Origin of the sequence: Enterobacter sp. V87_3 (assembly GCF_029967835.1) — a bacterium.
In the GTDB taxonomy this organism is placed as follows: domain Bacteria; phylum Pseudomonadota; class Gammaproteobacteria; order Enterobacterales; family Enterobacteriaceae; genus Enterobacter; species Enterobacter cancerogenus.
The window spans coordinates 1-22342 of the sequence record NZ_JASCAM010000034.1 but is presented as its reverse complement, the minus strand read 5'-3'; the positions used below and the strand labels follow the sequence as shown (position 1 = coordinate 22342).

13 protein-coding genes and 2 CRISPR repeat arrays are annotated in these 22342 nt (G+C 55.8%); of the genes, 6 read left to right on the top strand and 7 right to left on the bottom strand.

Annotated elements, in window-relative coordinates; genetic code table 11:
- Window positions 1-30: 30 nt before the first annotated feature.
- The 4 genes from cas3f to clpS form a co-directional block, all read right to left on the bottom strand.
- Complete coding sequence (gene cas3f, locus QLG21_RS21190) at window positions 31-3270, bottom strand: type I-F CRISPR-associated helicase Cas3f (protein ID WP_282485160.1); 3240 nt, start codon at window positions 3268-3270, stop codon at window positions 31-33.
- Entirely contained in the window at window positions 3267-4250 is a 984-nt protein-coding gene (cas1f, locus tag QLG21_RS21185; RefSeq protein ID WP_282485159.1) for a type I-F CRISPR-associated endonuclease Cas1f, read from the bottom strand. Before cas1f ends, cas3f begins: the two co-directional genes overlap by 4 nt.
- A gap of 365 nt (window positions 4251-4615) precedes the next feature.
- Window positions 4616-7237: a CRISPR direct-repeat array (repeat unit 28 nt; unit sequence TTTCTAAGCTGCCTGTACGGCAGTGAAC).
- Window positions 7238-7549: 312 nt separating this feature from the next.
- Window positions 7550-9829, bottom strand: coding sequence for an ATP-dependent Clp protease ATP-binding subunit ClpA (gene clpA / locus QLG21_RS21180; RefSeq protein ID WP_058609246.1), 2280 nt, complete (start codon window positions 9827-9829; stop codon window positions 7550-7552).
- Between the two features lie 27 nt (window positions 9830-9856).
- Window positions 9857-10177, bottom strand: coding sequence for an ATP-dependent Clp protease adapter ClpS (clpS, locus tag QLG21_RS21175; protein ID WP_006174393.1), 321 nt, complete (start codon window positions 10175-10177; stop codon window positions 9857-9859).
- Between the two features lie 267 nt (window positions 10178-10444).
- On the opposite strand from clpS, the gene cspD reads away from it, so the two are divergent.
- Window positions 10445-10666 carry a cold shock-like protein CspD gene (gene cspD / locus QLG21_RS21170; protein ID WP_006174390.1) on the top strand — a complete coding sequence of 74 codons (222 nt, stop codon included), beginning with the start codon at window positions 10445-10447 and terminating at the stop codon, window positions 10664-10666.
- Between the two features lie 70 nt (window positions 10667-10736).
- Here cspD and macB read toward each other — a convergent pair whose 3' ends face one another.
- Window positions 10737-12677, bottom strand: a complete 1941-nt coding sequence (macB, locus tag QLG21_RS21165) for a macrolide ABC transporter ATP-binding protein/permease MacB (protein ID WP_006174388.1) — start codon at window positions 12675-12677, stop codon at window positions 10737-10739.
- A complete protein-coding gene (macA, locus tag QLG21_RS21160) occupies window positions 12674-13789 on the bottom strand; it encodes a macrolide transporter subunit MacA (RefSeq protein ID WP_137848960.1) in 1116 nt (371 codons plus the stop codon). The genes macB and macA overlap by 4 nt, the downstream gene beginning before the upstream one ends.
- Before the next feature lie 160 nt (window positions 13790-13949).
- Between macA and QLG21_RS21155 the strand changes: the two genes are divergently transcribed.
- Window positions 13950-14906, top strand: coding sequence for a VirK/YbjX family protein (locus QLG21_RS21155; RefSeq protein ID WP_282485158.1), 957 nt, complete (start codon window positions 13950-13952; stop codon window positions 14904-14906).
- Here QLG21_RS21155 and QLG21_RS21150 read toward each other — a convergent pair.
- The gene (locus QLG21_RS21150; protein WP_282485157.1) at window positions 14903-16561 is read right to left on the bottom strand and encodes an ATP-dependent endonuclease; all 1659 of its coding nucleotides are present in this window, start codon (window positions 16559-16561) and stop codon (window positions 14903-14905) included. The genes QLG21_RS21155 and QLG21_RS21150 overlap by 4 nt on opposite strands.
- Before the next feature lie 300 nt (window positions 16562-16861).
- Between QLG21_RS21150 and aqpZ the strand changes: the two genes are divergently transcribed.
- The 4 genes from aqpZ (at window position 16862) to hcr (ending at window position 21464) form a co-directional block, all read left to right on the top strand.
- Entirely contained in the window at window positions 16862-17557 is a 696-nt protein-coding gene (gene aqpZ, locus QLG21_RS21145) for an aquaporin Z (RefSeq protein ID WP_088207582.1), read from the top strand.
- A 232-nt stretch (window positions 17558-17789) separates the two neighbouring features.
- Window positions 17790-18689 (top strand): lysine exporter LysO family protein, encoded by a 900-nt coding sequence (locus QLG21_RS21140; protein WP_006174379.1) that lies wholly within the window; start codon window positions 17790-17792, stop codon window positions 18687-18689.
- A 143-nt stretch (window positions 18690-18832) separates the two neighbouring features.
- Complete coding sequence (gene hcp, locus QLG21_RS21135; protein WP_088207584.1) at window positions 18833-20485, top strand: hydroxylamine reductase; 1653 nt, start codon at window positions 18833-18835, stop codon at window positions 20483-20485.
- Between the two features lie 10 nt (window positions 20486-20495).
- On the top strand, window positions 20496-21464 hold the full coding sequence (gene hcr, locus QLG21_RS21130; RefSeq protein WP_137848963.1) for an NADH oxidoreductase: 969 nt from the start codon (window positions 20496-20498) through the stop codon (window positions 21462-21464).
- A 101-nt stretch (window positions 21465-21565) separates the two neighbouring features.
- A CRISPR array of direct repeats spans window positions 21566-22315; the repeat unit is 28 nt; unit sequence TTTCTAAGCTGCCTATCCGGCAGTGAAC.
- Window positions 22316-22342: the final 27 nt, after the last annotated feature.

Here is a 22342-nt window from a genome sequence, read left to right as displayed (position 1 = left end):
CTACTGCTGTACAAGCAGCTCGCGCCCCTTTCAGGGGGCGCGAAACACTCCCAGAATCGGGTGATATCGCCACTGCTCTTCTGATTCCCTCACCGTAATCTCCCCATATCGCTTTGAAACCGCCTCCAGCGCCATCTGATTTGCCTCGGCCTGCGCCAGCAATATCGCCTGATAATCCACTGCAAACCACGGCTCCACGCCGGCGGCCAGCGTAATCTCCTGGCGTTCAAATCGCCCCGCATCTTTCAGGCCGCCGTTGGTCTGTATCAGACAAAAAGCGGGCTTGTCGTCTTCCTCTTGCATTCCCAGGTAAAACGTTTCCTGTGATGCCGATTGACGAAACGGCGTGCGCCGTTGCAGCTCGCCGCACCAGGTGAGCGGCAGTCTCCACCAGTGGGCAGCGATGGCCTCGTTCTTGTCAGCAGATTCCAGCAGCGCGGCGCGCAGCCGGGTGTGTTCCTGAGCGGCAAATGCGTTATCCGCCAGGGCATCCGTTATTCGTGGTATGGCATTAATGGCGCAATACGCCGACGCGGGCAGCAGCGTCTGCAAATCATGATCGCTAAACGCGTGTTTTTCCGTTTCAAAACCCGGCTTGCAGTACGCAACACGCTTCCCGCGCAGTGCATTAATATTGCGGTTCAGAATCACCAGATTTTCAGTCTCTGGCACTAACTGACGATGGCGCTGAATACGGCCCGCGAACTGGATCAGCGAGCGCATGGAACTGGGTTCGATAATCCCCCAATCAGCACACAGATCGCACCCAGTTTCTAGTACGGAGGTAGCAAGCACCACAAACAGATGGTGCTGACAGGGCGATTCCAGCGCCTGTTTCACCTCGGGGAGCTGCCAGATACTGTCGGGATCGTGGCGCGTAAAGGCACTGTCCAGCCGGGCTTCAATATGCGAGCGCACCACCAGAGGGTGCCGCCCGTGATACACGCAGTAGTGGATGCAGGTATTTTCCGGTGCTGGCATGGTCATCAGCGCCTGCGCCACGGCCACCAGCGGGTTAATATTGGCCAGCCGTATCAGGCCGAATGAAACCGTTTTGCCGCTGTTATGCACGCTGTGGTGAGCATGGTGAAGTTCAGGCATGTACTGATGCAGCGTTTTCGCGACCGCAGAAATCACCGCCTGCACGTCGGGAGATTCAGGCTCGACGCGGGCAAGTTTCCCCCTGCGCAGAACGGGTTGTTGGGGCAGCTTTTTCAACCGCCCGGCGACAAACCGGGCGTGCGCCTGCTGGAATATCCCGCTTTCAGCCACATCCTGGGACTGCGCGCCGTATTCATCAAACCAGGCGCAGCAAATATTCACAGGCCTGTTCGGTTCACCGCATGCCTGCTGATACGCTTCCCGCCCCGCCCGATAGGCCTCGAACAGGGCCTGCGTCAGCGCGGGCGGCAGCGTTGCAGACGAGAGCAGCACGCGTGAACCCAGCATCCCGGCCCAGTTAACCAGCCGGGAGAGCGCGTGCAGGTCGTCAATATCAAAATCATCAGGCTCGTCCAGCACCAGATCGCTGGTCATCAGGCGCAGCATCGCGGGGATCTGCCTGCCGCCGCGAATGCCTTCGGTGGCAGGCATCAGATGATCGATGGTGGTGACCAGCACCGGGGCACTCACCAGCCGGTTAAGCGCGGGCTCGGAAGAGAGCCATTGTTGCGTGATTCCCTGACACACGCTGCCTTCATAGTGAACGTACTGATGGCTGGCGAAAAAAGCTTCGTTGCTGGCGCTATTGTCGTCCGGCTCTTCCTGCTTTTTCTGCTCTTTAAGCTGTCGTTCATAAAGTTCACGCACGGCAGCCGAACCGGTGACCACGGCAAGCGTGTCCTCATCCAGTCTCAGACGTTCGCGCAGCGCCTGCCCGGTTTGCAGCGTCAGGGTACGCAGGCCCAGTGCGATGCTGAAGCGGCAGCCTTCGTGCTCATCCGCCAGGGCATACATGATGCGGGCATTGGCGAAGGTCTTACCGCAGCCCGTAGACGCCATATTGATGCCAAAAAATCCCTGCGCTGCACTGCGTTCGCGCAGCGCCGACGCGACATCCCAGGCTCTGTTCTGCCACTGAAACCGCTCGCCCTTCGCCCGCTCGCGAAAGGTGTTGTGCCGCGCAATCGCGGGCAGCGAACGCCGCAGCCAGGGCAGCGATCGCCCCAGCAGCAGAGCGTGATGCGCCACGCCTGTGTTGTGTTCATCCAGCTTTTGTTTTAGTTGAGTGGTGGCGCGATCGCTGTTGGCCCACAGATCAAGGTCTTGCGCCTGCCACTGGACGCAGGGGGGTTGTGAAGAATAAAAGTGATCGGCCAGCATCAATGACAGACGGGCAAGGTGTGCGGTAAACAGATTGTCCAGCGTGCCATACTGGCGTAACGACGCTGCATGGCGGGCACGCCTGCCGATCTGCCTGGCTTTTTCACGCCAGACGGCGCTTTTAAACGGCGTACCCTTGGGGAATGTCCAGACGCTTTTTAAATCGCTGGCTTGCCACTTATGCTTCTCATTGATCTGGTGATTGAGCGCGTTCCAGTGGACATTCAGCTGACGATCAAGCCAGCCGTCACAGTACTGAAGGTTAGGTCTGGATTGCAGGGATTGCGGCAGGCGGTGATGAGACAGGATCAGCCATGTCACGATCCTCGCCAGCGGAGGCAGTCCCTTTAACGGACTGCCGTCCGTCAGCTGCGGCTCCTTGAGCATTGCTTTCAGCATTCGCGTTTCGTCGGCAGGCTTCAGGTGCTCAAGCGATGCCAGCCACGCCTCGTCGCTCTGCCCTGCGGCAAACCCCTGAAACAGCCGGGCTGAAATCCATTCATGGCGATAAGGCTGGCAGCGATAATCACTTTTAACCGTCAGGGTCTGCTGAAAGCATTTTCCCGCCTTACCAAAATCGTGAAACAGCCCGGCGATGGCGGCCAGCAGCGCAATACTTTCTGCGCAGTGCCAGTGATGTTCAGCTCCGCTTTTCAACACGTTGGACGTCGTGCGGTTTGTCGGCACGCGTCCCTGAGCGTTGAAGCGGCGCAGGTTGCCCACGATCCAGAGCAATTTCGTCTCACCGCTTTTTTTAATCCAGTGGCAGGCCACCGCGGTATTACGTCGCGCGTGTTTGCGCAATAATTTTCGCAGGGTATTGAGGCCATCAAGGGTTATGGGGGTTTGCCAGGCCGCGTCGCCGGTGCGTTCGGCAAACTGGTCAATAATCTGGCAGCTGATTTCACGGGCGCGTTTGGTACAGCGGGAGATAATCAGGACGTTCATTCTGCCACACCCGCCAGTGAGCAAGCCGTTTCCTGAAGCGTCGTGATCATGACGTCCAGCGCGTCGGCCTGCTGAAAGGCGTTGATACAGCGCTGGCGAAACTGCATGTTGTCTTCTCCCTGCATCGCCGCGATAAACGCCTGGGGCATCACCAGCGCATCTTTAATCAGATCCGCAAGATCGAAGACCAGCCCGCCCCGACGGGTTTTGCCGTGCATCACCGCCAGTCCGTGCGGGATCCCCGTCACCCACGCGGCGACCGCCGCCAGCCCGTAGGCCAGATAATTACCCTGGTCGAGAAACCGGTTAGCCATATCCACACCGCCACCGCGTTTTGCGCGACTAAAATCACCGTAGCCGACCGCCTGGCTGACCTGTTTATAGAGGGATTTGGTGAGGAGCGCTTCTTTGAGCATCAACGCGGTATGATCGGCGGCGTCCGACATGCTCTCCCGGGCGTGTGCCAGAGACGCCAGCAGCCGGGTTTTGTCAGGCTGGAAAGCCTCTTCGCGCTGCATTTTCGCGCCCAGCCAGTGTTTCTCTATTTGCTGAAGCCGAATCATTTGAAACTGCTTTGCCGCCTGCAGCCGTTTTTCTTCGTTGAACCAGAACGAGACCCAGTTCTGGAGATACGCAGTGGGTCGATATTCGCTTTGCGGGCATAACCAGGAGACATCAATATCCACTTCGTTAGCGGAATAAAGCGGTGTGCCGTCCGTACCGCAAAAGCCCACCATCACCCCTGCCCGCGCAAATTCCCGCATGGCCATTTGGGTGACCGACGTCCCCATACCCAGCATTACCGCCGTCGTATTCGCAATGGGGATGTTCCAGTAAAACGATTCTTTACCTTCCTGCGTGACATATTCCACCCGCCCGCCGTTCACCTGAATGCGGCATTTTTCCAGGTAATAAATATTTGCACGTTTAGAATGAAGGATCGTTTTCAAATCTGAGGGGGGAATAGTTGGCTGCGACATAAAATACATCAAGTGAAATATCAATGGCGTTTATGGTATCGGCATTTTGTAGGTCCTGGATGTGATCTATTTCAAATAAGTCGTGATGCTGACAGGTATTTTTGCACGCAACTGTTTAATTTTATTATTAATCATTATTGGTATTCATATAAATAAATTATCCATACAAAATAAATATACATATTTTAGTTTTTAGATGGGTGTGATGAGTTGATGAATAATATTGAGAGAAATGATTAGTTTCTTGATTGAATATATTATTTAGGGTGATGAATTGCAGTCGGGAGTTTGTAGATATTTATGGATTGCGGGTTGTTTGCAGGGCGGTGAACTAGCGGGGCGGCGCACTGTCGGCTGGTTTATTTTTAATAAGCTGCCTGTACGACAGTGAACGTCTGGGCGCTGAAACAACAGCGGGCTATACTTTTCTAAGCTGCCTGTACGGCAGTGAACTGGCCGTCAGTCGCGACGATTGCTCGGCAACTTTTCTCAGCTGCCTGTACGGCAGTGAACTTCAGGCGACATAGACCCTTCCAGATTTAAAATTTCTAAGCTACCTGCACGGCAGTGAACCGAAAGATGACGCCTCGGCGGTACTGGTTAAGGTTTCTAAGCTGCCTGCACGGCAGTGAACTTGCGTATATGGCAATCGGGTGGCTGTCGTACTTTTCTAAGCTGCCTGTACGGCAGTGAACACGGACACGGCCACGGAGGAGGACGCCCGGGATTTCTAAACTGCCTGTACGGCAGTGAACGCCTGCAGCGCGGTGTCCAGCTGGCGGTACCATTTCTAAACTGCCTGTACGGCAGTGAACTCACGGATTAGGCCGCGGCGAATACGCAATTAATTTCTAAACTGCCTGTACGGCAGTGAACTAAGACGTGGCAACTGAACAACGGCAGACGCGTTTCTAAGCTGCCTGTACGGCAGTGAACTTTCCCGGTTTTTAGTTGAGGGATGCAGTTAATTTCTAAGCTGCCTGTACGGCAGTGAACAAGCCGAGCGTTTCAGCTCCGGTTCCCTGCCATTTCTAAGCTGCCTGTACGGCAGTGAACCGTCGTGCCTGCCATGGCCTCAGAAAGGTGATTTTCTAAGCTGCCTGCACGGCAGTGAACACTGACTTACTGACAAATTAGGAACGCCAATATTTCTAAGCTGCCTGCACGGCAGTGAACTTCCGGGATGCCCCTTACACCACTTTCGAGACTTTCTAAGCTGCCTGTACGGCAGTGAACGTCACACGTCTTCTTTTTCATGGGCGGACTGGGGATTTCTAAGCTGCCTGTACGGCAGTGAACCAGCATCGGCAAAACCTTTTCTGATTGTCGATGTTTCTAAGCTGCCTGTACGGCAGTGAACTCACGAATGATTTTCTTCACAGGGTGGCATGGATTTCTAAGCTGCCTGTACGGCAGTGAACATTCTACAAACTTCACCTCTGTCGCCCCACACCTTTCTAAGCTGCCTGTACGGCAGTGAACGCCGTATGCCGCACCGTCAGCGCTACGCTGGATTTTCTAAGCTGCCTGTACGGCAGTGAACAATACCGCGCCCAACACCACTGTTGAAAACCATTTCTAAGCTGCCTGTACGGCAGTGAACTGTCCGACCCGGACCCGGACCTCCTGCGCGTGTTTCTAAGCTGCCTGTACGGCAGTGAACCCAGTGCCGTCTGCTGTGCTCTTTTTTGTCGTTTTCTAAGCTGCCTGTACGGCAGTGAACATTCTTGTGAATTATTTCGGCTAACCTTCCCCATTTCTAAGCTGCCTGTACGGCAGTGAACACGACGAGCGCCAGAATGAGGCGCGCCTGCGCTTTCTAAGCTGCCTGTACGGCAGTGAACAAAAACATAACCACAAATTTCTGAAGCAATTCTTTCTAAGCTGCCTGTACGGCAGTGAACTCAGTGTCTCAGATGGAATCATACGCACTGATTTTCTAAGCTGCCTGTACGGCAGTGAACAAGCGAAGAAATCATGGGTTGGTTCTCTCGTTTTTCTAAGCTGCCTGTACGGCAGTGAACTTCACGCGACGCCGTGCGCACGCAGATTGCCTTTTCTAAGCTGCCTGTACGGCAGTGAACTTGAGCTGGTCATCGCTATCTCGAATCAGATCTTTCTAAGCTGCCTGTACGGCAGTGAACACATCGATGATAGTAGACAGATGGACATATACTTTCTAAGCTGCCTGTACGGCAGTGAACCAGCAGGCCCTCGATTATGTCGCTGGTAATGATTTCTAAGCTGCCTGTACGGCAGTGAACGACCAAGCTCGACGGCGCGAGCGACGTTGGCCTTTCTAAGCTGCCTGTACGGCAGTGAACATGATTCATCTTGCAATTGAGTTGTGGGCAATTTTTCTAAGCTGCCTGTACGGCAGTGAACAACGTAATTCCAACGGGGATTGAGCCACGTCCTTTCTAAGCTGCCTGTACGGCAGTGAACACTGCATGACAAAGCCTGTCATTAACCAGCTCTTTCTAAGCTGCCTGTACGGCAGTGAACATAACGAACAGGCAGCAGATGATCAGGTCACCTTTCTAAGCTGCCTGTACGGCAGTGAACAAGTCCTCGCCGAGGCAGTGACGAAGATGTGCTTTCTAAGCTGCCTGTACGGCAGTGAACGCCGGTTCTTTCTCGGGCGCAGTTCTCCAGTTTTTCTAAGCTGCCTGTACGGCAGTGAACTAATGGAATATTATTTCGGGGCGTTCTGTATCTTTCTAAGCTGCCTGTACGGCAGTGAACACAGCTAACTCCGGCACCCAAGGTATTTACATTTTCTAAGCTGCCTGTACGGCAGTGAACCAACGGACCTGACCCGGTTGATTTTCATTACCTTTCTAAGCTGCCTGTACGGCAGTGAACATAAACAAAAGAATGCGGGAAAACTTTTTAAAATTTTCTAAGCTGCCTGTACGGCAGTGAACGCAAATTAGTAAAGGCGTTTGTAGCTTCCTGTTTTCTAAGCTGCCTGTACGGCAGTGAACTGGAAGAGAACGCACTTATCCTATTGTTTATGAAAAATAAAAGCAATATTCCTGCTTAACCCCCTTTTTCCGGCGTTTAAATAACCCAACCAGAAATCAATACTTTACGACAAGGCTAAAAAAAGGGTTTTCCCATAAATGCAGAAAGTGAAAAGTGTAGAGACCTCAATAATCCACACCCCAGAAATATCCCCCTCACCTCGTCCTCTCCTTTTAAAGAAAAGGAGGCAGATGCGCGCGCAATATAACTGGCTTCTGTCCGGCCATAAAAAAACCGGGCTTTCACCCGGTTTTTAAGACTGACGTTTTAAATCAGTGAGCCGCTTCCGGCTTGTGCTTCGCCGCACTCTGGAAGTCGTAGGTCAGTTCATTCTTCGCCTGATCCAGCGCTACGGTGACCTGGCCGCCGTCCACCAGCGAGCCAAACAGCAGCTCGTTCGCCAGCGGTTTCTTCAGGTTATCCTGAATCACTCGCGCCATCGGACGCGCGCCCATCGCACGGTCGTAGCCTTTCTCGGCCAGCCAGTTGCGGGCCTCCTGGCTGACTTCCAGCGACACGCCTTTCTGATCCAGCTGAACCTGCAGCTCGACGATGAACTTATCCACCACCTGATGGATCACTTCGGTAGAGAGGTGATCGAACCAGATAATGTTGTCCAGACGGTTACGGAACTCCGGCGTGAAGATCTTCTTGATCTCCTCCATCGCATCTGTGCTGTTATCCTGGTGGATCAGGCCGATGGATTTACGCTCGGTTTCGCGCACCCCGGCGTTGGTGGTCATCACCAGCACCACGTTGCGGAAGTCCGCCTTGCGCCCGTTGTTATCGGTCAGCGTCCCGTTGTCCATCACCTGCAGCAGGATGTTGAACACGTCCGGGTGCGCTTTCTCGATTTCATCGAGCAGCAGTACCGCGTGCGGATGCTTGATCACCGCGTCGGTGAGCAGGCCGCCCTGATCAAAGCCCACGTAGCCCGGAGGCGCACCAATCAGACGGCTGACGGTGTGACGCTCCATATACTCGGACATATCAAAGCGCAGCAGCTCAATGCCCAGCGCTTTGGAGAGCTGCACCGTCACCTCGGTTTTCCCGACGCCGGTTGGGCCAGCGAACAGGAAGGAGCCGACAGGCTTATGGTCATGCCCCAGCCCGGCGCGGGCCATCTTGATCGCTTCGGTTAAGGCCTCAATGGCTTTATCCTGACCAAAGACCAGCATTTTCAGGCGATTGCCGAGGGTGCGAAGCGTGTCGCGGTCGCTCTGAGAAACGCTCTTCTCAGGGATACGCGCGATACGTGCCACCACGGACTCGATATCAGCCACGTTAACGGTTTTCTTACGCTTGCTGACCGGCATCAGACGCGCACGCGCCCCTGCCTCATCAATCACGTCAATGGCTTTATCCGGCAGGTGACGATCGTTGATGTATTTCACCGCCAGCTCCACCGCCGCACGCACCGCTTTCGCGGTATAACGCACGTCGTGGTGTGCTTCGTACTTGGTTTTCAGGCCGTTGATGATCTGCACCGTTTCGTCAACCGACGGCTCAGTGACGTCAATTTTCTGGAAGCGACGCGCCAGCGCGCGGTCTTTCTCGAAAATGTTGCTGAACTCCTGGTACGTAGTGGAGCCCATCACGCGGATCTTGCCGCTGGAGAGCAGCGGTTTGATCAGGTTAGCGGCATCCACCTGGCCACCGGAGGCGGCACCTGCACCGATGATGGTGTGGATTTCATCGATAAACAGGATACTGTTGGTGTCCTGCTCCAGCTGTTTCAGCAGCGCCTTGAAGCGTTTTTCAAAATCGCCGCGGTATTTGGTGCCCGCCAGCAGCGAGCCGATGTCCAGCGAGTAGATGGTGCAATCGGCAATCACTTCCGGCACGTCGCCCTGCACGATCCGCCAGGCCAGGCCTTCGGCAATCGCCGTTTTACCGACGCCGGATTCCCCCACCAGCAGCGGGTTGTTTTTACGGCGGCGACACAGCACCTGGATTGCGCGCTCCAGCTCTTTGTCGCGGCCAATCAGCGGGTCGATACCGCCCACGCGAGCAAGCTGGTTAAGGTTGGTGGTGAAGTTTTCCATACGATCCTCCCCGCCTGCTTGCTCATCGGTGTTGTTAATCTGGTTGCCGGGATCGGATGCCTGATTCGGCTCGTCTTTTCGCGTACCGTGAGAGATAAAGTTCACCACGTCGAGTCGGCTGACTTCATGTTTGCGCAGCAGATAAGCCGCCTGGGACTCCTGCTCGCTGAAGATGGCGACCAATACGTTCGCGCCAGTCACTTCGCTACGCCCGGAAGACTGGACGTGGAATACCGCACGCTGCAACACGCGCTGGAAGCTGAGCGTCGGCTGCGTGTCGCGCTCTTCTTCACTGGCTGGCAGCACCGGTGTGGTTTGTTCGATGAAGGCCTCGAGTTCCTGACGTAGCGCCACCAGATCCACGGAGCAGGCTTCCAGCGCTTCGCGGGCAGATGGGTTGCTAAGCAGTGCGAGCAGTAAATGCTCGACGGTCATAAACTCATGTCGGTGCTCACGCGCTCTGGCGAAAGCCATGTTTAAACTGAGTTCCAGTTCTTGATTGAGCATAGGCACCTCCCCCAATTTTATGCCTTATCAGGCTTTTTCCAGCGTACACAGCAACGGATGCTCGTTCTCCCTCGCATAATCGTTCACCATCGCCACTTTGGTTTCCGCCACTTCTGCCGTAAAGATGCCGCAGATGGCTTTGCCTCGATAATGAACGGTAAGCATCAGTTGCGTTGCACGTTCTACATCATAAGAAAAGAACTTTTGTAGCACGTCAATAACAAATTCCATCGGCGTGTAATCATCGTTCATTAACATAACTTTATACATAGATGGCGGTTTTAGCGCGTCGCGCACTTTATCTTCCGCCAGCTGGTCAAAATCCAGCCAATCGTTGGTCTTACCCATTTTGCATAACCACGTTGAATCTACCTCAGAAGTTAGATAACAATCATCTATTACTGTCATCCGCGATGTCTGTCACAAACCGCTGCAATAGCGTTAACTGCCTCAAATTTTGGTTGATTATTGTCCCAACTCCAGCGCCAAACGCTTGACGGCTTCTTTCGTTTATCTAAATTGTACAAGCGTGAGTTGGCGAGGTTTTGAACAGCCCCCACTCCACCACCGGTTCATTCCATCTTAATTTATAAGATTTACGAAGGATGTCGAAGCATGGAAATGGGTACTGTTAAGTGGTTCAACAACGCCAAAGGGTTTGGCTTCATCTGCCCTGAAGGCGGCGGCGAAGATATCTTCGCTCACTATTCCACCATTCAGATGGATGGTTACAGGACGCTCAAAGCCGGGCAATCCGTTCGGTTCGATGTACACCAGGGGCCAAAAGGCAATCACGCCAGTCTTATCGTGCCCGTAGAAGCTGAAGCGGTTGCATAGCGCTTAGTTTCATTGTGTACACCCTGCAGGCAAAATGCCAGCCCGATCGGCTGGCATTTTTATTTTCGGGCTATTCCCGCGCCAGGGCATCCACCGGGTCGAGCCGCGCCGCATTGCGTGCCGGTAGCCAGCCGAACAGGATGCCGGTAAAGGTTGAGCACAAAAACGCGGTGAGAATTGCCAGCGGCGAGAAACCAATCTCCCAGCCGGGTAAAAAGAGCTGGAGCGCGAAAGCAATCATCATCGACAGCGCAATGCCCATCGCGCCGCCCACCAGACACACCAGCACCGCCTCAATCAAAAACTGCTGCAACACGTCGCTGGCGCGGGCGCCCACCGCCATACGGATGCCAATCTCGCGCGTACGCTCCGTGACTGACACCAGCATGATATTCATCACCCCAATACCGCCGACGACTAAAGAGATCACCGCCACCAGCGTCAGGAACATCTGTAGAGTACGTGTGGTCTTTTCTGCCGTTTTCAAGATCCCGTCCATGTTCCAGGTGAAGAAATCTTTTTTCCCGTGGCGCAAAGTTAACAGCCGCTCAATCTGCTGCTCAGCAAGCGCGCTGTCGTAGCCCTCGTTCACGCGAACGGTGATGGAGTTAAGCCACGACTGCCCCATAATGCGCCCGGAAATGGTGCTGTAGGGCAGCCAGACGCGCAGGATCTTGCTGCTGCCAAACATAGACTGCTTTTCTTCTGCCACGCCGATGACCGTCGCCGGCATATTTCCGACGAGGATCACTTCGCCCACCACGCTGGCCTTATCCGGGAACAGCTGCTTGCGCGAGTTGGCATCCAGCACGACCACCTGCGCCCTGCCCGCCAGCTGTTCGGCATTAAAGGTTGCGCCCTCGCTGAAGGTCATGCCGTAGACGTTAAAATAGTCCCCGCTCACGCCGTTGGCGCTGGCCGCGACGTCGATGTTGCCGTAGCGCAAACGCAGGTTCTGCGACACCGCAGGCGTCGCCGAGTTAACCCATGGCTGCTTCTGGAGCGCCGCCAGGTCGTCATATTTCAGCGCCTGCTGATTCTGCGGCTCGTCGTCACCAAAATCCTTGCCGGGATAGACATCGATGGTGTTGGTGCCAATCGCGCGGATATCCGCCAGCACCAGCTGCTTGGCGGCATCTCCCACCACCACAATCGACACCACCGAGGCGATGCCGATGATGATGCCGAGCATGGTCAGCAATGTGCGCATCTTATTGGCCGCCATCGCCAGCCAGGCCATGGTCAGCGCCTCGCGAAATCCGCTGGAGAACTGCCCCCAGCCCGTTGAAACAGGCAGCGCTTCTTTCGGCGCGGCCGCTCTGGACGCACGCGGCGGCGGATTGCTGACCAGCTCGCCGTCGTGGATCTCAATAATCCGCTCCGCCTGCGCCGCCACCTGCGGATCGTGGGTAACGATAATCACCGTATGCCCCTGATCGCGCAGCTGATGGAGGATCGCCATCACCTCTTCACCGGAATGGCTGTCGAGCGCCCCGGTGGGTTCATCCGCGAGGATCACCTGCCCGCCGTTCATCAGGGCGCGCGCGATACTCACGCGCTGCTGCTGGCCCCCGGATAGCTGCGACGGCTGATAGTCCACCCGCTCCGCCAGTCCCAGCCGCGTGAGCAGCGCCTTCGCACGCTCCAGGCGTTTTTTACGTTCCACACCCGCATAGACGGCAGGCACTTCCACGTTTTGCGCCGCACTCAGGTGCGACAGCAGATGATAGCGCTGGAAGATAAACCCGAAGTGTTCCCGACGCAGCTTCGCCAGCGCGTCGCTGTCCAGCGTCGAAACATCCGTCCCGGCCACACGATAGGTGCCGCTGGTCGGCTTATCCAGACACCCGAGGATGTTCATCAGCGTGGATTTGCCGGAGCCGGAGGCCCCCACAATCGCCACCATCTCGCCCGCTTCAACGCGCAGGGAGATGCCCTTGAGCACCTCCACCGGCCCGTCTCCGGAAGGATAGCTGCGACGAATATCATTCAGCTCAAGCAGCGCCGTCATTTAGCGGCTCCGGGTAAACTTTCGCTGGTGACCACCTCTTCGCCCTCTTCCAGCCCTTTCTCGATCACCACGTCGGTATCGTTACGCGCGCCGATTGTGACCTCACGTTCGCGGGTCTCGCCGTTGCGCAGCACTTTAACCTTATAGCGGCGGTCGCCTGCGGATTCACCCAGCGCAGAGAGCGGAACGGTCAGCACGTTTTTCACACCGGTCAGCTGGATATGCACCTGGGCGGTCATGTCCAGACGCAGAACGCCCTGCGGGTTCGGCACCTCGAAACGGGCGTAGTAGAAGATAGCGTCGTTAACCTTTTCAGGCGTAGGCAGGATATCTTTCAGCACCCCTTCATAGCGGGTCTGCGGGTCGCCCAGCACCGTGAACCAGGCTTTTTGCCCCGGCTTAAGATGGATCACATCCGCCTCGGACACCTGCGCTTTGACCAGCATGGTGCTCATATCCGCCAGCGTCAGAATGTTCGGCGCCTGTTGCGCCGCAATCACCGTTTGCCCCTGGAGCGTGGTGATCTGGGTGACTTCCCCGGCCATTGGCGCGACGATTTTGGTGTAGTCGAGGTTGGTTTTCGCCGTGTCCAGCGAGGCCTGGTTGCGTTTGATCTGCGCGTCGATGGTGCCGATCTGCGCCTGTTTTACCGCTAGCTCGGTGGCCGCCGTGTCCAGATCCTGCTTTGAGATCGCCTGCGTTTTTGCCAGCGCCTGCTGGCGCGTCAGCGTGACCTGCGCAAGATTGCGCTCGGCCAGCGCCTGGCTGCGCTGGGCACGCAGCTCCATCAGCGTGGCTTCCACTTCACGGATCTGGTTTTCAGCCTGCTCCGGGTCAATTACCCCCAGAAGCTGGCCTTTCTTGACCTTATCGCCAATCTCGACCGACAGCGTTTTCAACTGACCGCTGACCTGCGCACCGACGTCAACTTTGCGCAGGGCATCAAGCTTGCCCGTCGCCAGCACGTTTTGTTGCAGCTCGCCTGGACGAACAATCAACGTTTGATACTGAGGTACAGGCGCGTTAAGCACCTGCCATAGCCAGAATCCACCCGCTAACACCACTACCGCCAACAGCAGAAACAGCTTTCCGCGTTTTCCCTTGAGGTTCATAAATATTCCAAATAAATGTTCTGGCAATCATAACTGCTGATTCTAGCTAAACCACTCGTCAACGAAACCCCCTCTTTCCTGACAACGTCGGAATTTGTTGACGAGATGTTGATAAATCCCCTGCTGAAATAGCGCTATTCCCTAAGAAGCAGGATCTATCATGTCTTCCATCGTCGATACACCTTATTCACACCTGCCACAACCCAAATCCGGCTGGCAGCTTTTTAAATGCCTGACGCTCGGGAACATCACCCCGGGCATGGCCTGGCAAAACCCGGCCTATCGGCGTAAATTCCTGTTACGTTCGCTTGCCACGCCTTTCAGCACCGCCCGGCTGCTGGCAGACCTGGCAAAGCAACCGCGTCTGATGCAAATGCTTCGGGTACAGCCCGGCCTGCCGTGCCGCCTGCATCGCCCGTGGCTGACCGTCAATATGGACCGCGCACACGCGCTGGCGTCAATTAACTGGCACTATCAGGCCATGAGTCGTCATCTTCCTGCTGCGCTGCTCAACGGTTATCTGTCAAACAAGGGTGCGACGCTGCTGACCTTAACCGGTAAAGATGATCAGCAGTTTACCGTTCGCCTGTGCGCAGACGCGTTCCTGGATAAAGAAGGCGAAGCGACTCTCGCCTTTTGCGACCATCAACATACCGTGCTGGCCGAGATGACCTTCACGTTATGCGAGTTTGACGGAAAATCCACCCTCTTTATTGGCGGGCTTCAGGGTGCAAAAGCGCACGTCCCGCACGAGCTGATTCAGGGTGCGACCAAAGCCTGCCACGGGTTATTCCCGAAACGCCTGCTGGTGGAAGCGGCCATGACGCTTGGCGCGGCCTTCCCGGTAGAGCAGATTATAGCGGTGAGTAACGCCACCCATATCTATCGCAGCTGGCGCTACCGCAAGAAAAAAGAGGGAAAATTGCTGGCCGATTACGACAGTTTCTGGCGCTCGATTGGCGGCCAACCGCAGGACGACGGCAATTTTGCCCTGCCGCTGACCATGCCGCGCAAACCAATGGAAGAGATAGCGAGCAAAAAACGCTCAGAATACCGTCGTCGCTATGAACTGCTCGACAGCCTGATCACCCAGGTGACCCAGGCCAGCCGCAGTTAATCCGCTCTCCCGCGTGCCAGCCACAGCACGCGGGAGAACATTTTGCGCAGCAGCGTCGGCACCGACTCCACGCCGCGCCTTCCCGCTTCCGTTGCCACCTCAATCGCCAGATCCGGTTTTGACGAACGGTGAATGGCTTTGGCGATGACCCGACGCATATTCATCGGGACATCCACCGGCACCATGGCCACGCGGTGAAACACATCATCGAAACCCTGACGATACATAAAGTGTTCCATGTCCATCGCGGGCAGCGTGGTCAGATGATCGCGCTCTTCTTCCCGGTCATTGTTCAGCAAGCTGCGCACGTTGGAGGCGTACTTTTTCCCCGCCTCGTCACCGTCTACCAGCACATGCCACTGAATGCCCATCCGGCGGGCAAATTTAATGAGCGGTTTTAACCCGGACTGGGCAAACTCAATCACCTTGATCCCTTCGGCATCAAAATGATGGCCGCACTGGCGCGCCAGCTCGTTGATCACCCAGGTCTCCGTTTCCCCTTCTACCAGCAGCCAGCAGCGCGCAAAAAGCGAGGAGGCGCGATTAAAGCGAATATGAAAGGCAATGCGCCGCCCGTCCTCGGCATTTAAGCCGCCCGGCCCCAGCCGATAAGCGGAGACGCGGGATGATTCGCGCACCAGGCGACAGACGTATTCGACCGGCGTAAGGGAGAGCAGCTCCCCGGAGTTGGTGGTCGTGATGCGCTGGAGAGGCAGCAAATTGAGCAGATGCCACGCCACGGAGAGCATGATCGGGTGCAGACGGGTTTCGGGGTCTTCCACCAGCAGCAGCGGCCGCGCATCGCGGTCCAGACGGACGGTGCCTTTCGCCTGCAGCAGCGTTGAGAACAGCCCCAGCAGAATAACCCGATGGGTGCGCCCGCCGGGCCTGTCGATCATCCGGTTGATGATATCCAGATAGCGCCAGCTGCGTTGTTCATCGTGGGAGCGGCGGCGCATCAGCCGGTGGCGGGAAGGCGACATCCCCTGCTCGGAGAAATAGTGCTCCAGCAGCTGTACCATGGCCGAAAGCCCCTGGCGGATCTGCCCGTCGGTAAGATTCTGTGGCCGGGAGACCAGCTCGCGCGCCAGAAAATCCAGCTCGCGGGCGGTGACTTCAACGTCCGGCATATCCGGAACCGTGCCGTTGCGGATACGGCGCATAAAACGCGCGTCGCGCAACCGGAGCACGGGCATCAGCCGGTTCAGATGGCGGGCAAGCTCGTCAATATTCTCCAGCGGAATGGGGTTGCCTTTCTCATCCAGGAATTCGCGCAGGGTTAACACGCTGTCCGTCCCGGCCAGCTCTCCTTCCAGACGGTAGAAAATGCGGTGATAGTCATCAGCGCACGGTACCCAGCAGGGCGACATGGGGCGGAACCGGCGCACGCGATGCCGCCCCGGCTCGGACTCACGGAAGGTCAGAATAATATGCAGGTGTTTCTCGCGGCCTGTCACATCGCCCGGCGGAAACCAGAAGTCATCGTGAACAAAATGGTAGAGCTTTTCTTCAGGCGAAAGCAGCAGCGTCAGCGCGTCCAGCAGGCTGGATTTACCCCAGGCGTTCTCACCGATCAGGACGTTGTTCTGCTCAAGCTGCAGCGACAAACGGTTAATACCGCGAAACCCGACAATTTCCACACGTTCGAGAAGCATAAATCCCCCGCGAGATGGCCACTTTTTCCTTCAAGTTATCAGCAGTATAGCGGGATGCACCCTTTCGGAACACCGCAATATATGAATAGTCTTGTCAATAAATACCCATTTCCTGTGCAAGGTCAATCTGAAGCAAGGATTCACAACACCTTGCCTTAAATCAAATTAAACGAATTTATTTGAGTGGCGAAGGTATGGAATGGGTTTTTAAAATAGCGGCTCTTTAAATCGTCATCCTTTTATGACGATATCCCCCGCGCACGGCAATACGTGTGCGGTAGTTTATTATTTGAGGTGGTTATGTTTAGAAAATTGGCGGCAGAATGTTTTGGTACATTCTGGCTGGTGTTTGGTGGCTGCGGTAGCGCCGTTCTTGCAGCCGCATTTCCGGAATTAGGCATTGGTTTTGTCGGTGTGGCGCTGGCTTTTGGTTTGACCGTATTAACCATGGCCTATGCCGTCGGCCCTATTTCCGGCGGTCATTTTAACCCGGCGGTAACCTTAGGTTTATGGGCAGGCGGTCGTTTCCCGGCGAAAGATATCCTTGGTTATATTATTGCTCAGGTTGTGGGCGGTATTATTGCCGCCGCAGTGCTGTACGTTGTTGCCAGCGGTAAAGCGGGCTTTGACGCCGCAGCCAGCGGTTTCGCCTCTAACGGCTATGGTGCGCATTCACCAGGCGGTTTCTCTATGCTGTCTGCAATTGTGATTGAGATTGTCCTTACCGCAGGCTTCCTGTTGGTGATCCACGGCGCAACGGATAAACACGCGCCCGCAGGTTTTGCCCCCATTGCCATTGGCCTGGCGCTGACGCTTATCCACCTGATCTCCATTCCCGTCACCAACACTTCCGTTAACCCGGCGCGCAGCACCGCGGTTGCCATTTTCCAGGGCGGCTGGGCGCTTGAGCAGCTGTGGCTGTTCTGGGTGATGCCGATCGTCGGCGGTATTCTGGGCGGCCTGCTCTACCGCACCCTGCTGGAAAAACGCGATTAACGTTTTTCTCTTTCCCTCTCCTGTGGCAGAGAATGCGTGTTTTCTCCCTCTCCCCGTGGGAGAGGGCTGGGGTGAGGGCATCAGACTGCAACGCGCGGTATTGTGCCGGGTGGCGGCTTCGCCTTACCCGGCCTACGGGTCCCACCCGGCTTTTTTTTGTGGCTTTACTGGGCAGCCGTTATTGGGTAGTGTCTTTGGCGCTTAACAAATACCCCATAAGGACCGGCTGTTCATGTTTTCAGGACTCCTCATCATTCTGCTGCCCCTGATTGTGGGCTACCTCATTCCGCTGCGTCGTGAATCAGCCTTAAGGCTCATCAACCGTTTTCTCAGCTGGATTGTCTACGTTATTCTTTTCTTTATGGGGATCAGCCTGGCGTTCCTGGATAACCTGGCGACCAATTTACTTTCCATCCTGCATTATTCTGCCGTGACGGCAGTGGTTATTTTAGCCTGTAATATAGCCGCCCTCTTCTGGCTGGAACGATCTATTCCATGGAAAAATACCCACCATCAGGAAAAATTGCCGTCCCGTATTGCCATGGCGCTCGAATCGTTAAAATTATGCGGTGTCGTGGTATTGGGTTTTCTGCTGGGACTGACCGGATGGTCTTTTTTACAGCATGCCACCGAGGCCAGCGAATATACCCTGATTTTCCTGCTGTTCCTGATTGGCATTCAGCTGCGCAATAACGGCATGACCTTAAAACAGATTGTCCTTAATCGTCGCGGCATGATGGTGGCGGTGATCGTGGTGGTCAGTTCCCTGGTGGCGGGCGTCATTAACGCCTTTATTCTTGGCCTGCCGCTGAAAACCGGGCTGGCGATGGCCTCGGGGTTTGGCTGGTATTCGCTGTCCGGCATTCTGCTGACCGAATCGTTCGGCCCGGTCATTGGCAGCGCGGCGTTCTTTAACGATCTGGCGCGCGAGCTGATTGCCATCATGCTGATCCCCGGTCTGGTGCGCCGCAGCCGCTCCACCGCGCTCGGTCTGTGCGGTGCCACGTCGATGGACTTCACCCTGCCGGTCCTGCAGCGTTCAGGGGGCCTTGAGATGGTCCCTGCCGCCATCGTACACGGGTTTATTCTAAGCCTGCTGGTCCCTGTTTTGATGGCCTTTTTCTCCGCCTGATCGTCACGAGGCGGCCGATTCAGGCCGCCAAAATTGCGCTAAATCAATATCCCTCTATTTTGTAGAAGAAACCCCTTTTCTCCGCTGTGGCACAGGCATAATCTTAAACATGTATATCAAATATAACTTTAACAGGTGTGATTATGTTTTGTGTGCAATGTGAACAAACCATCCGTACTCCGGCAGGCAATGGCTGCTCCTGGGCGCAGGGGATGTGCGGTAAAACCGCCGAGACGTCAGACCTGCAGGATCTGCTGATCGCTTCCCTGCAAGGGCTTTCCGCATGGGCATTCAAAGCCCGCGAATACGGTATTATCGACCACTACGTCGACAGCTTCGCGCCACGCGCATTTTTCTCCACGCTGACCAACGTTAACTTTGATTCTCCTCGCATCGTCGGCTATGCCCGCGAAGCCATTGCCCTGCGTGAAGCGCTGAAGGCCCAATGCCTGAACGCCGACGCCAGCGCGCGCGTGGATAACCCAATGGCCGAGCTGCAGCTGGTGAGCGACGACCTGGGCGACCTGCAGCGTCAGGCGGCGGAATTTACCCCGAACAAAGACAAAGCGGCGATTGGCGAGAACATTCTTGGCCTGCGTCTGCTGTGCCTGTACGGCCTGAAAGGTGCCGCAGCCTATATGGAACACGCGCACGTTCTCGGCCAGTACGACAACGACATCTATGCCCAGTACCACAAAATCATGGCATGGCTCGGCACCTGGCCTTCCGACATGAACGCTCTGCTGGAGTGCTCAATGGAAATCGGCCAGATGAATTTCAAGGTAATGAGCATTCTGGATGCCGGTGAAACCAGCACCTACGGCCACCCAACGCCAACCCAGGTCAACGTTAAAGCGACCGAAGGCAAATGTATCCTGATCTCCGGGCATGACCTGAAAGATCTCTACAACCTGCTGAAGCAAACCGAAGGCACCGGCGTTAACGTCTATACCCACGGTGAAATGCTGCCTGCACACGGCTACCCGGAGCTACGTAAATTCAAACACCTGGTCGGGAACTACGGCAGCGGCTGGCAGAACCAGCAGGTTGAATTTGCCCGCTTCCCTGGCCCAATCGTGATGACCTCTAACTGCATCATCGACCCTACCGTGGGCGCGTATGATGACCGTATCTGGACCCGCAGCATCGTCGGCTGGCCGGGCGTGAGCCACCTCGAAGGCGACGATTTCGGCCCGGTTATCGCCCAGGCGCAGCAGATGGCTGGCTTCCCTTACAGCGAAATCGAACACCTGATCACCGTGGGCTTTGGCCGCGAAACCCTGCTGGGTGCGGCAGATTCCCTCATCGACCTGGTGAGCCGTGAAAAACTGCGCCACATCTTCCTGATTGGCGGCTGTGACGGCGCGCGCGGCGAGCGTAACTACTTCACTGATTTCGCCACCAGCGTACCGGATGATTGCCTGATCCTGACGCTGGCGTGCGGGAAATACCGTTTCAACAAGCTGGACTTCGGCAACATCGAAGGCCTGCCGCGTCTGGTCGATGCCGGTCAGTGTAACGACGCCTACTCAGCCATCATTCTGGCCGTTACCCTCGCAGAGAAACTGGGCTGCGGCGTGAACGACCTGCCGCTGTCACTGGTGCTCTCCTGGTTCGAGCAAAAAGCGATTGTCATCCTGCTGACCCTGCTCTCACTGGGCGTGACCAACATCGTGACCGGCCCGACCGCGCCTGGCTTCCTGACGCCGGACCTGCTTGCCGTGCTGAACGAGAAATTTGGTCTGCGTTCCGTGACCACCGTTGAAGAAGATATGAAAGAGCTGCTGAGCGCGTAAGGAGAGATTCATGACCATGCCAACCTCACAATGTCCGTGGCGGATGCAGGTTCATCACATCCATCAGGAGACGCCGGATGTGTGGACGCTGTCACTGCTGTGCCATGACTACTATCCGTATCGTGCAGGTCAGTATGCGCTGGTCAGTGTCCGCAACGCTGCGGACACCCTGCGCGCCTACACCCTCTCCTCCACGCCGGGCGTGAGCGAGTACATTACGCTTACCATCCGTCGCATTGATGAGGGTGCAGGTTCCGAATGGCTGACCCGCGACGTGAAGCGTGGGGATTACATCTGGCTTTCAGACGCGCAGGGCGAGTTTACCTGTGACGACAAAGCAGATGATAAATTCCTGCTGCTGGCCGCCGGCTGCGGCGTGACGCCCGTAATGTCAATGCGCCGCTGGCTGGCGAAAAACCGCCCGCAGGCCGACGTGCAGGTGATCTTCAGCGTCCGCTCGCCAGACGATGTGATTTTTGCCGAGGAGTGGCGTAACTACCCGGTCACGCTGGTAGCGGAAAATAACGCTACCCACGGTTTTGTCTCTGGTCGTTTAAGCCGGGAATTGCTGCAAAGCGTGCCGGATATTGCCTCCCGCACCGTGATGACCTGCGGCCCTGCGCCGTACATGGATATCGTGGAAAAAGAGGTTAAAGCGCTGGGTGTGACCCGCTTCTTTAAAGAGCAGTTCTTCACACCTGTCGCCGAAGCGGCAACCAGCGGGATCAAATTCACTAAGCTGCAACCTGCGCAAACCTTCTTTGGCCGCGTGGGCACCACGCTGCTGGAAGCACTGGAAAGCAACAAGGTGCCGGTAGTCGCGGCCTGTCGCGCTGGCGTGTGCGGCTGCTGTAAAACGAAGGTGGTTTCCGGCGAGTACACCGTGAGCAGCACCATGACGTTGACGGACGCAGAAATCGCCGACGGTTACGTGCTGGCCTGCTCCTGTCATCCGCAGGGCGATCTTGTCCTCGCATAAAACGTAAAGGTTCGCTCACAGGCCCGGTAAGCGTTAGCGCCACCGGGCTTTTTTGTCGGGTGGCACTGCGTTTACCCGACCTACGGGGAGTGTGGTGGGGATTTCTAAGCTGCCGGTGGGGTAGTGAACGCCAACTCGAACGGCGTGATCTCCGTCTTCAGTTTCTAAGCTGCCTGTACGGCAGTGAACCGTGACTAAAGGCATGAGCAAATCAGACAAGATTTCTAAGCTGCCTGTACGGCAGTGAACACATCAGGTTAACCTGTCGAAGGAACTGGTCATTTCTAAGCTGCCTGTACGGCAGTGAACGGTAGAGCAACGAAGGGCAAGATGCCCCCTCATTTCTAAACTGCCTACCCGGCAGTGAACACCAAGATCATGCCAATAGTGCAACAGCAGCATTTCTAAGCTGCCTATCCGGCAGTGAACACGACTGCGGCGCGATTTACGCCAATGCGGAATTTTCTAAGCTGCCTATCCGGCAGTGAACTGTATATGCTGCTGAGCGTACTGCGAACGAAGTTTCTAAGCTGCCTATCCGGCAGTGAACTACACCAGCTTTCGCTGATGCCCTTCACTCGCTTTCTAAGCTGCCTATCCGGCAGTGAACTTTGTTATCAAGAAAGAGAAAGAAGATTGGATTTTCTAAGCTGCCTATCCGGCAGTGAACACGTATACAAAAATGCAAAGTAATTCCCAATATTTTCTAAGCTGCCTATCCGGCAGTGAACAGCAACGGAACACTGTCTGTTCCATTGCTTTCTTTCTAAGCTGCCTATCCGGCAGTGAACAGCCGCACTAAGCCGCATCTAAGCCGCCTACGTTTCTAAGCTGCCTATCCGGCAGTGAACAGCAACGGAACACTGTCTGTTCCATTG

Coding starts and splice junctions, on each gene's coding strand:
- cas3f (WP_282485160.1), bottom strand. CDS start 3,270: ATGAACGTCCTGATTATCTCCCGCTGTACCAAACGCGCCCGTGAAATC.
- cas1f (WP_282485159.1), bottom strand. CDS start 4,250: ATGTCGCAGCCAACTATTCCCCCCTCAGATTTGAAAACGATCCTTCAT.
- clpA (WP_058609246.1), bottom strand. CDS start 9,829: ATGCTCAATCAAGAACTGGAACTCAGTTTAAACATGGCTTTCGCCAGA.
- clpS (WP_006174393.1), bottom strand. CDS start 10,177: ATGGGTAAGACCAACGATTGGCTGGATTTTGACCAGCTGGCGGAAGAT.
- cspD (WP_006174390.1), top strand. CDS start 10,445: ATGGAAATGGGTACTGTTAAGTGGTTCAACAACGCCAAAGGGTTTGGC.
- macB (WP_006174388.1), bottom strand. CDS start 12,677: ATGACGGCGCTGCTTGAGCTGAATGATATTCGTCGCAGCTATCCTTCC.
- macA (WP_137848960.1), bottom strand. CDS start 13,789: ATGAACCTCAAGGGAAAACGCGGAAAGCTGTTTCTGCTGTTGGCGGTA.
- QLG21_RS21155 (WP_282485158.1), top strand. CDS start 13,950: ATGTCTTCCATCGTCGATACACCTTATTCACACCTGCCACAACCCAAA.
- QLG21_RS21150 (WP_282485157.1), bottom strand. CDS start 16,561: ATGCTTCTCGAACGTGTGGAAATTGTCGGGTTTCGCGGTATTAACCGT.
- aqpZ (WP_088207582.1), top strand. CDS start 16,862: ATGTTTAGAAAATTGGCGGCAGAATGTTTTGGTACATTCTGGCTGGTG.
- QLG21_RS21140 (WP_006174379.1), top strand. CDS start 17,790: ATGTTTTCAGGACTCCTCATCATTCTGCTGCCCCTGATTGTGGGCTAC.
- hcp (WP_088207584.1), top strand. CDS start 18,833: ATGTTTTGTGTGCAATGTGAACAAACCATCCGTACTCCGGCAGGCAAT.
- hcr (WP_137848963.1), top strand. CDS start 20,496: ATGACCATGCCAACCTCACAATGTCCGTGGCGGATGCAGGTTCATCAC.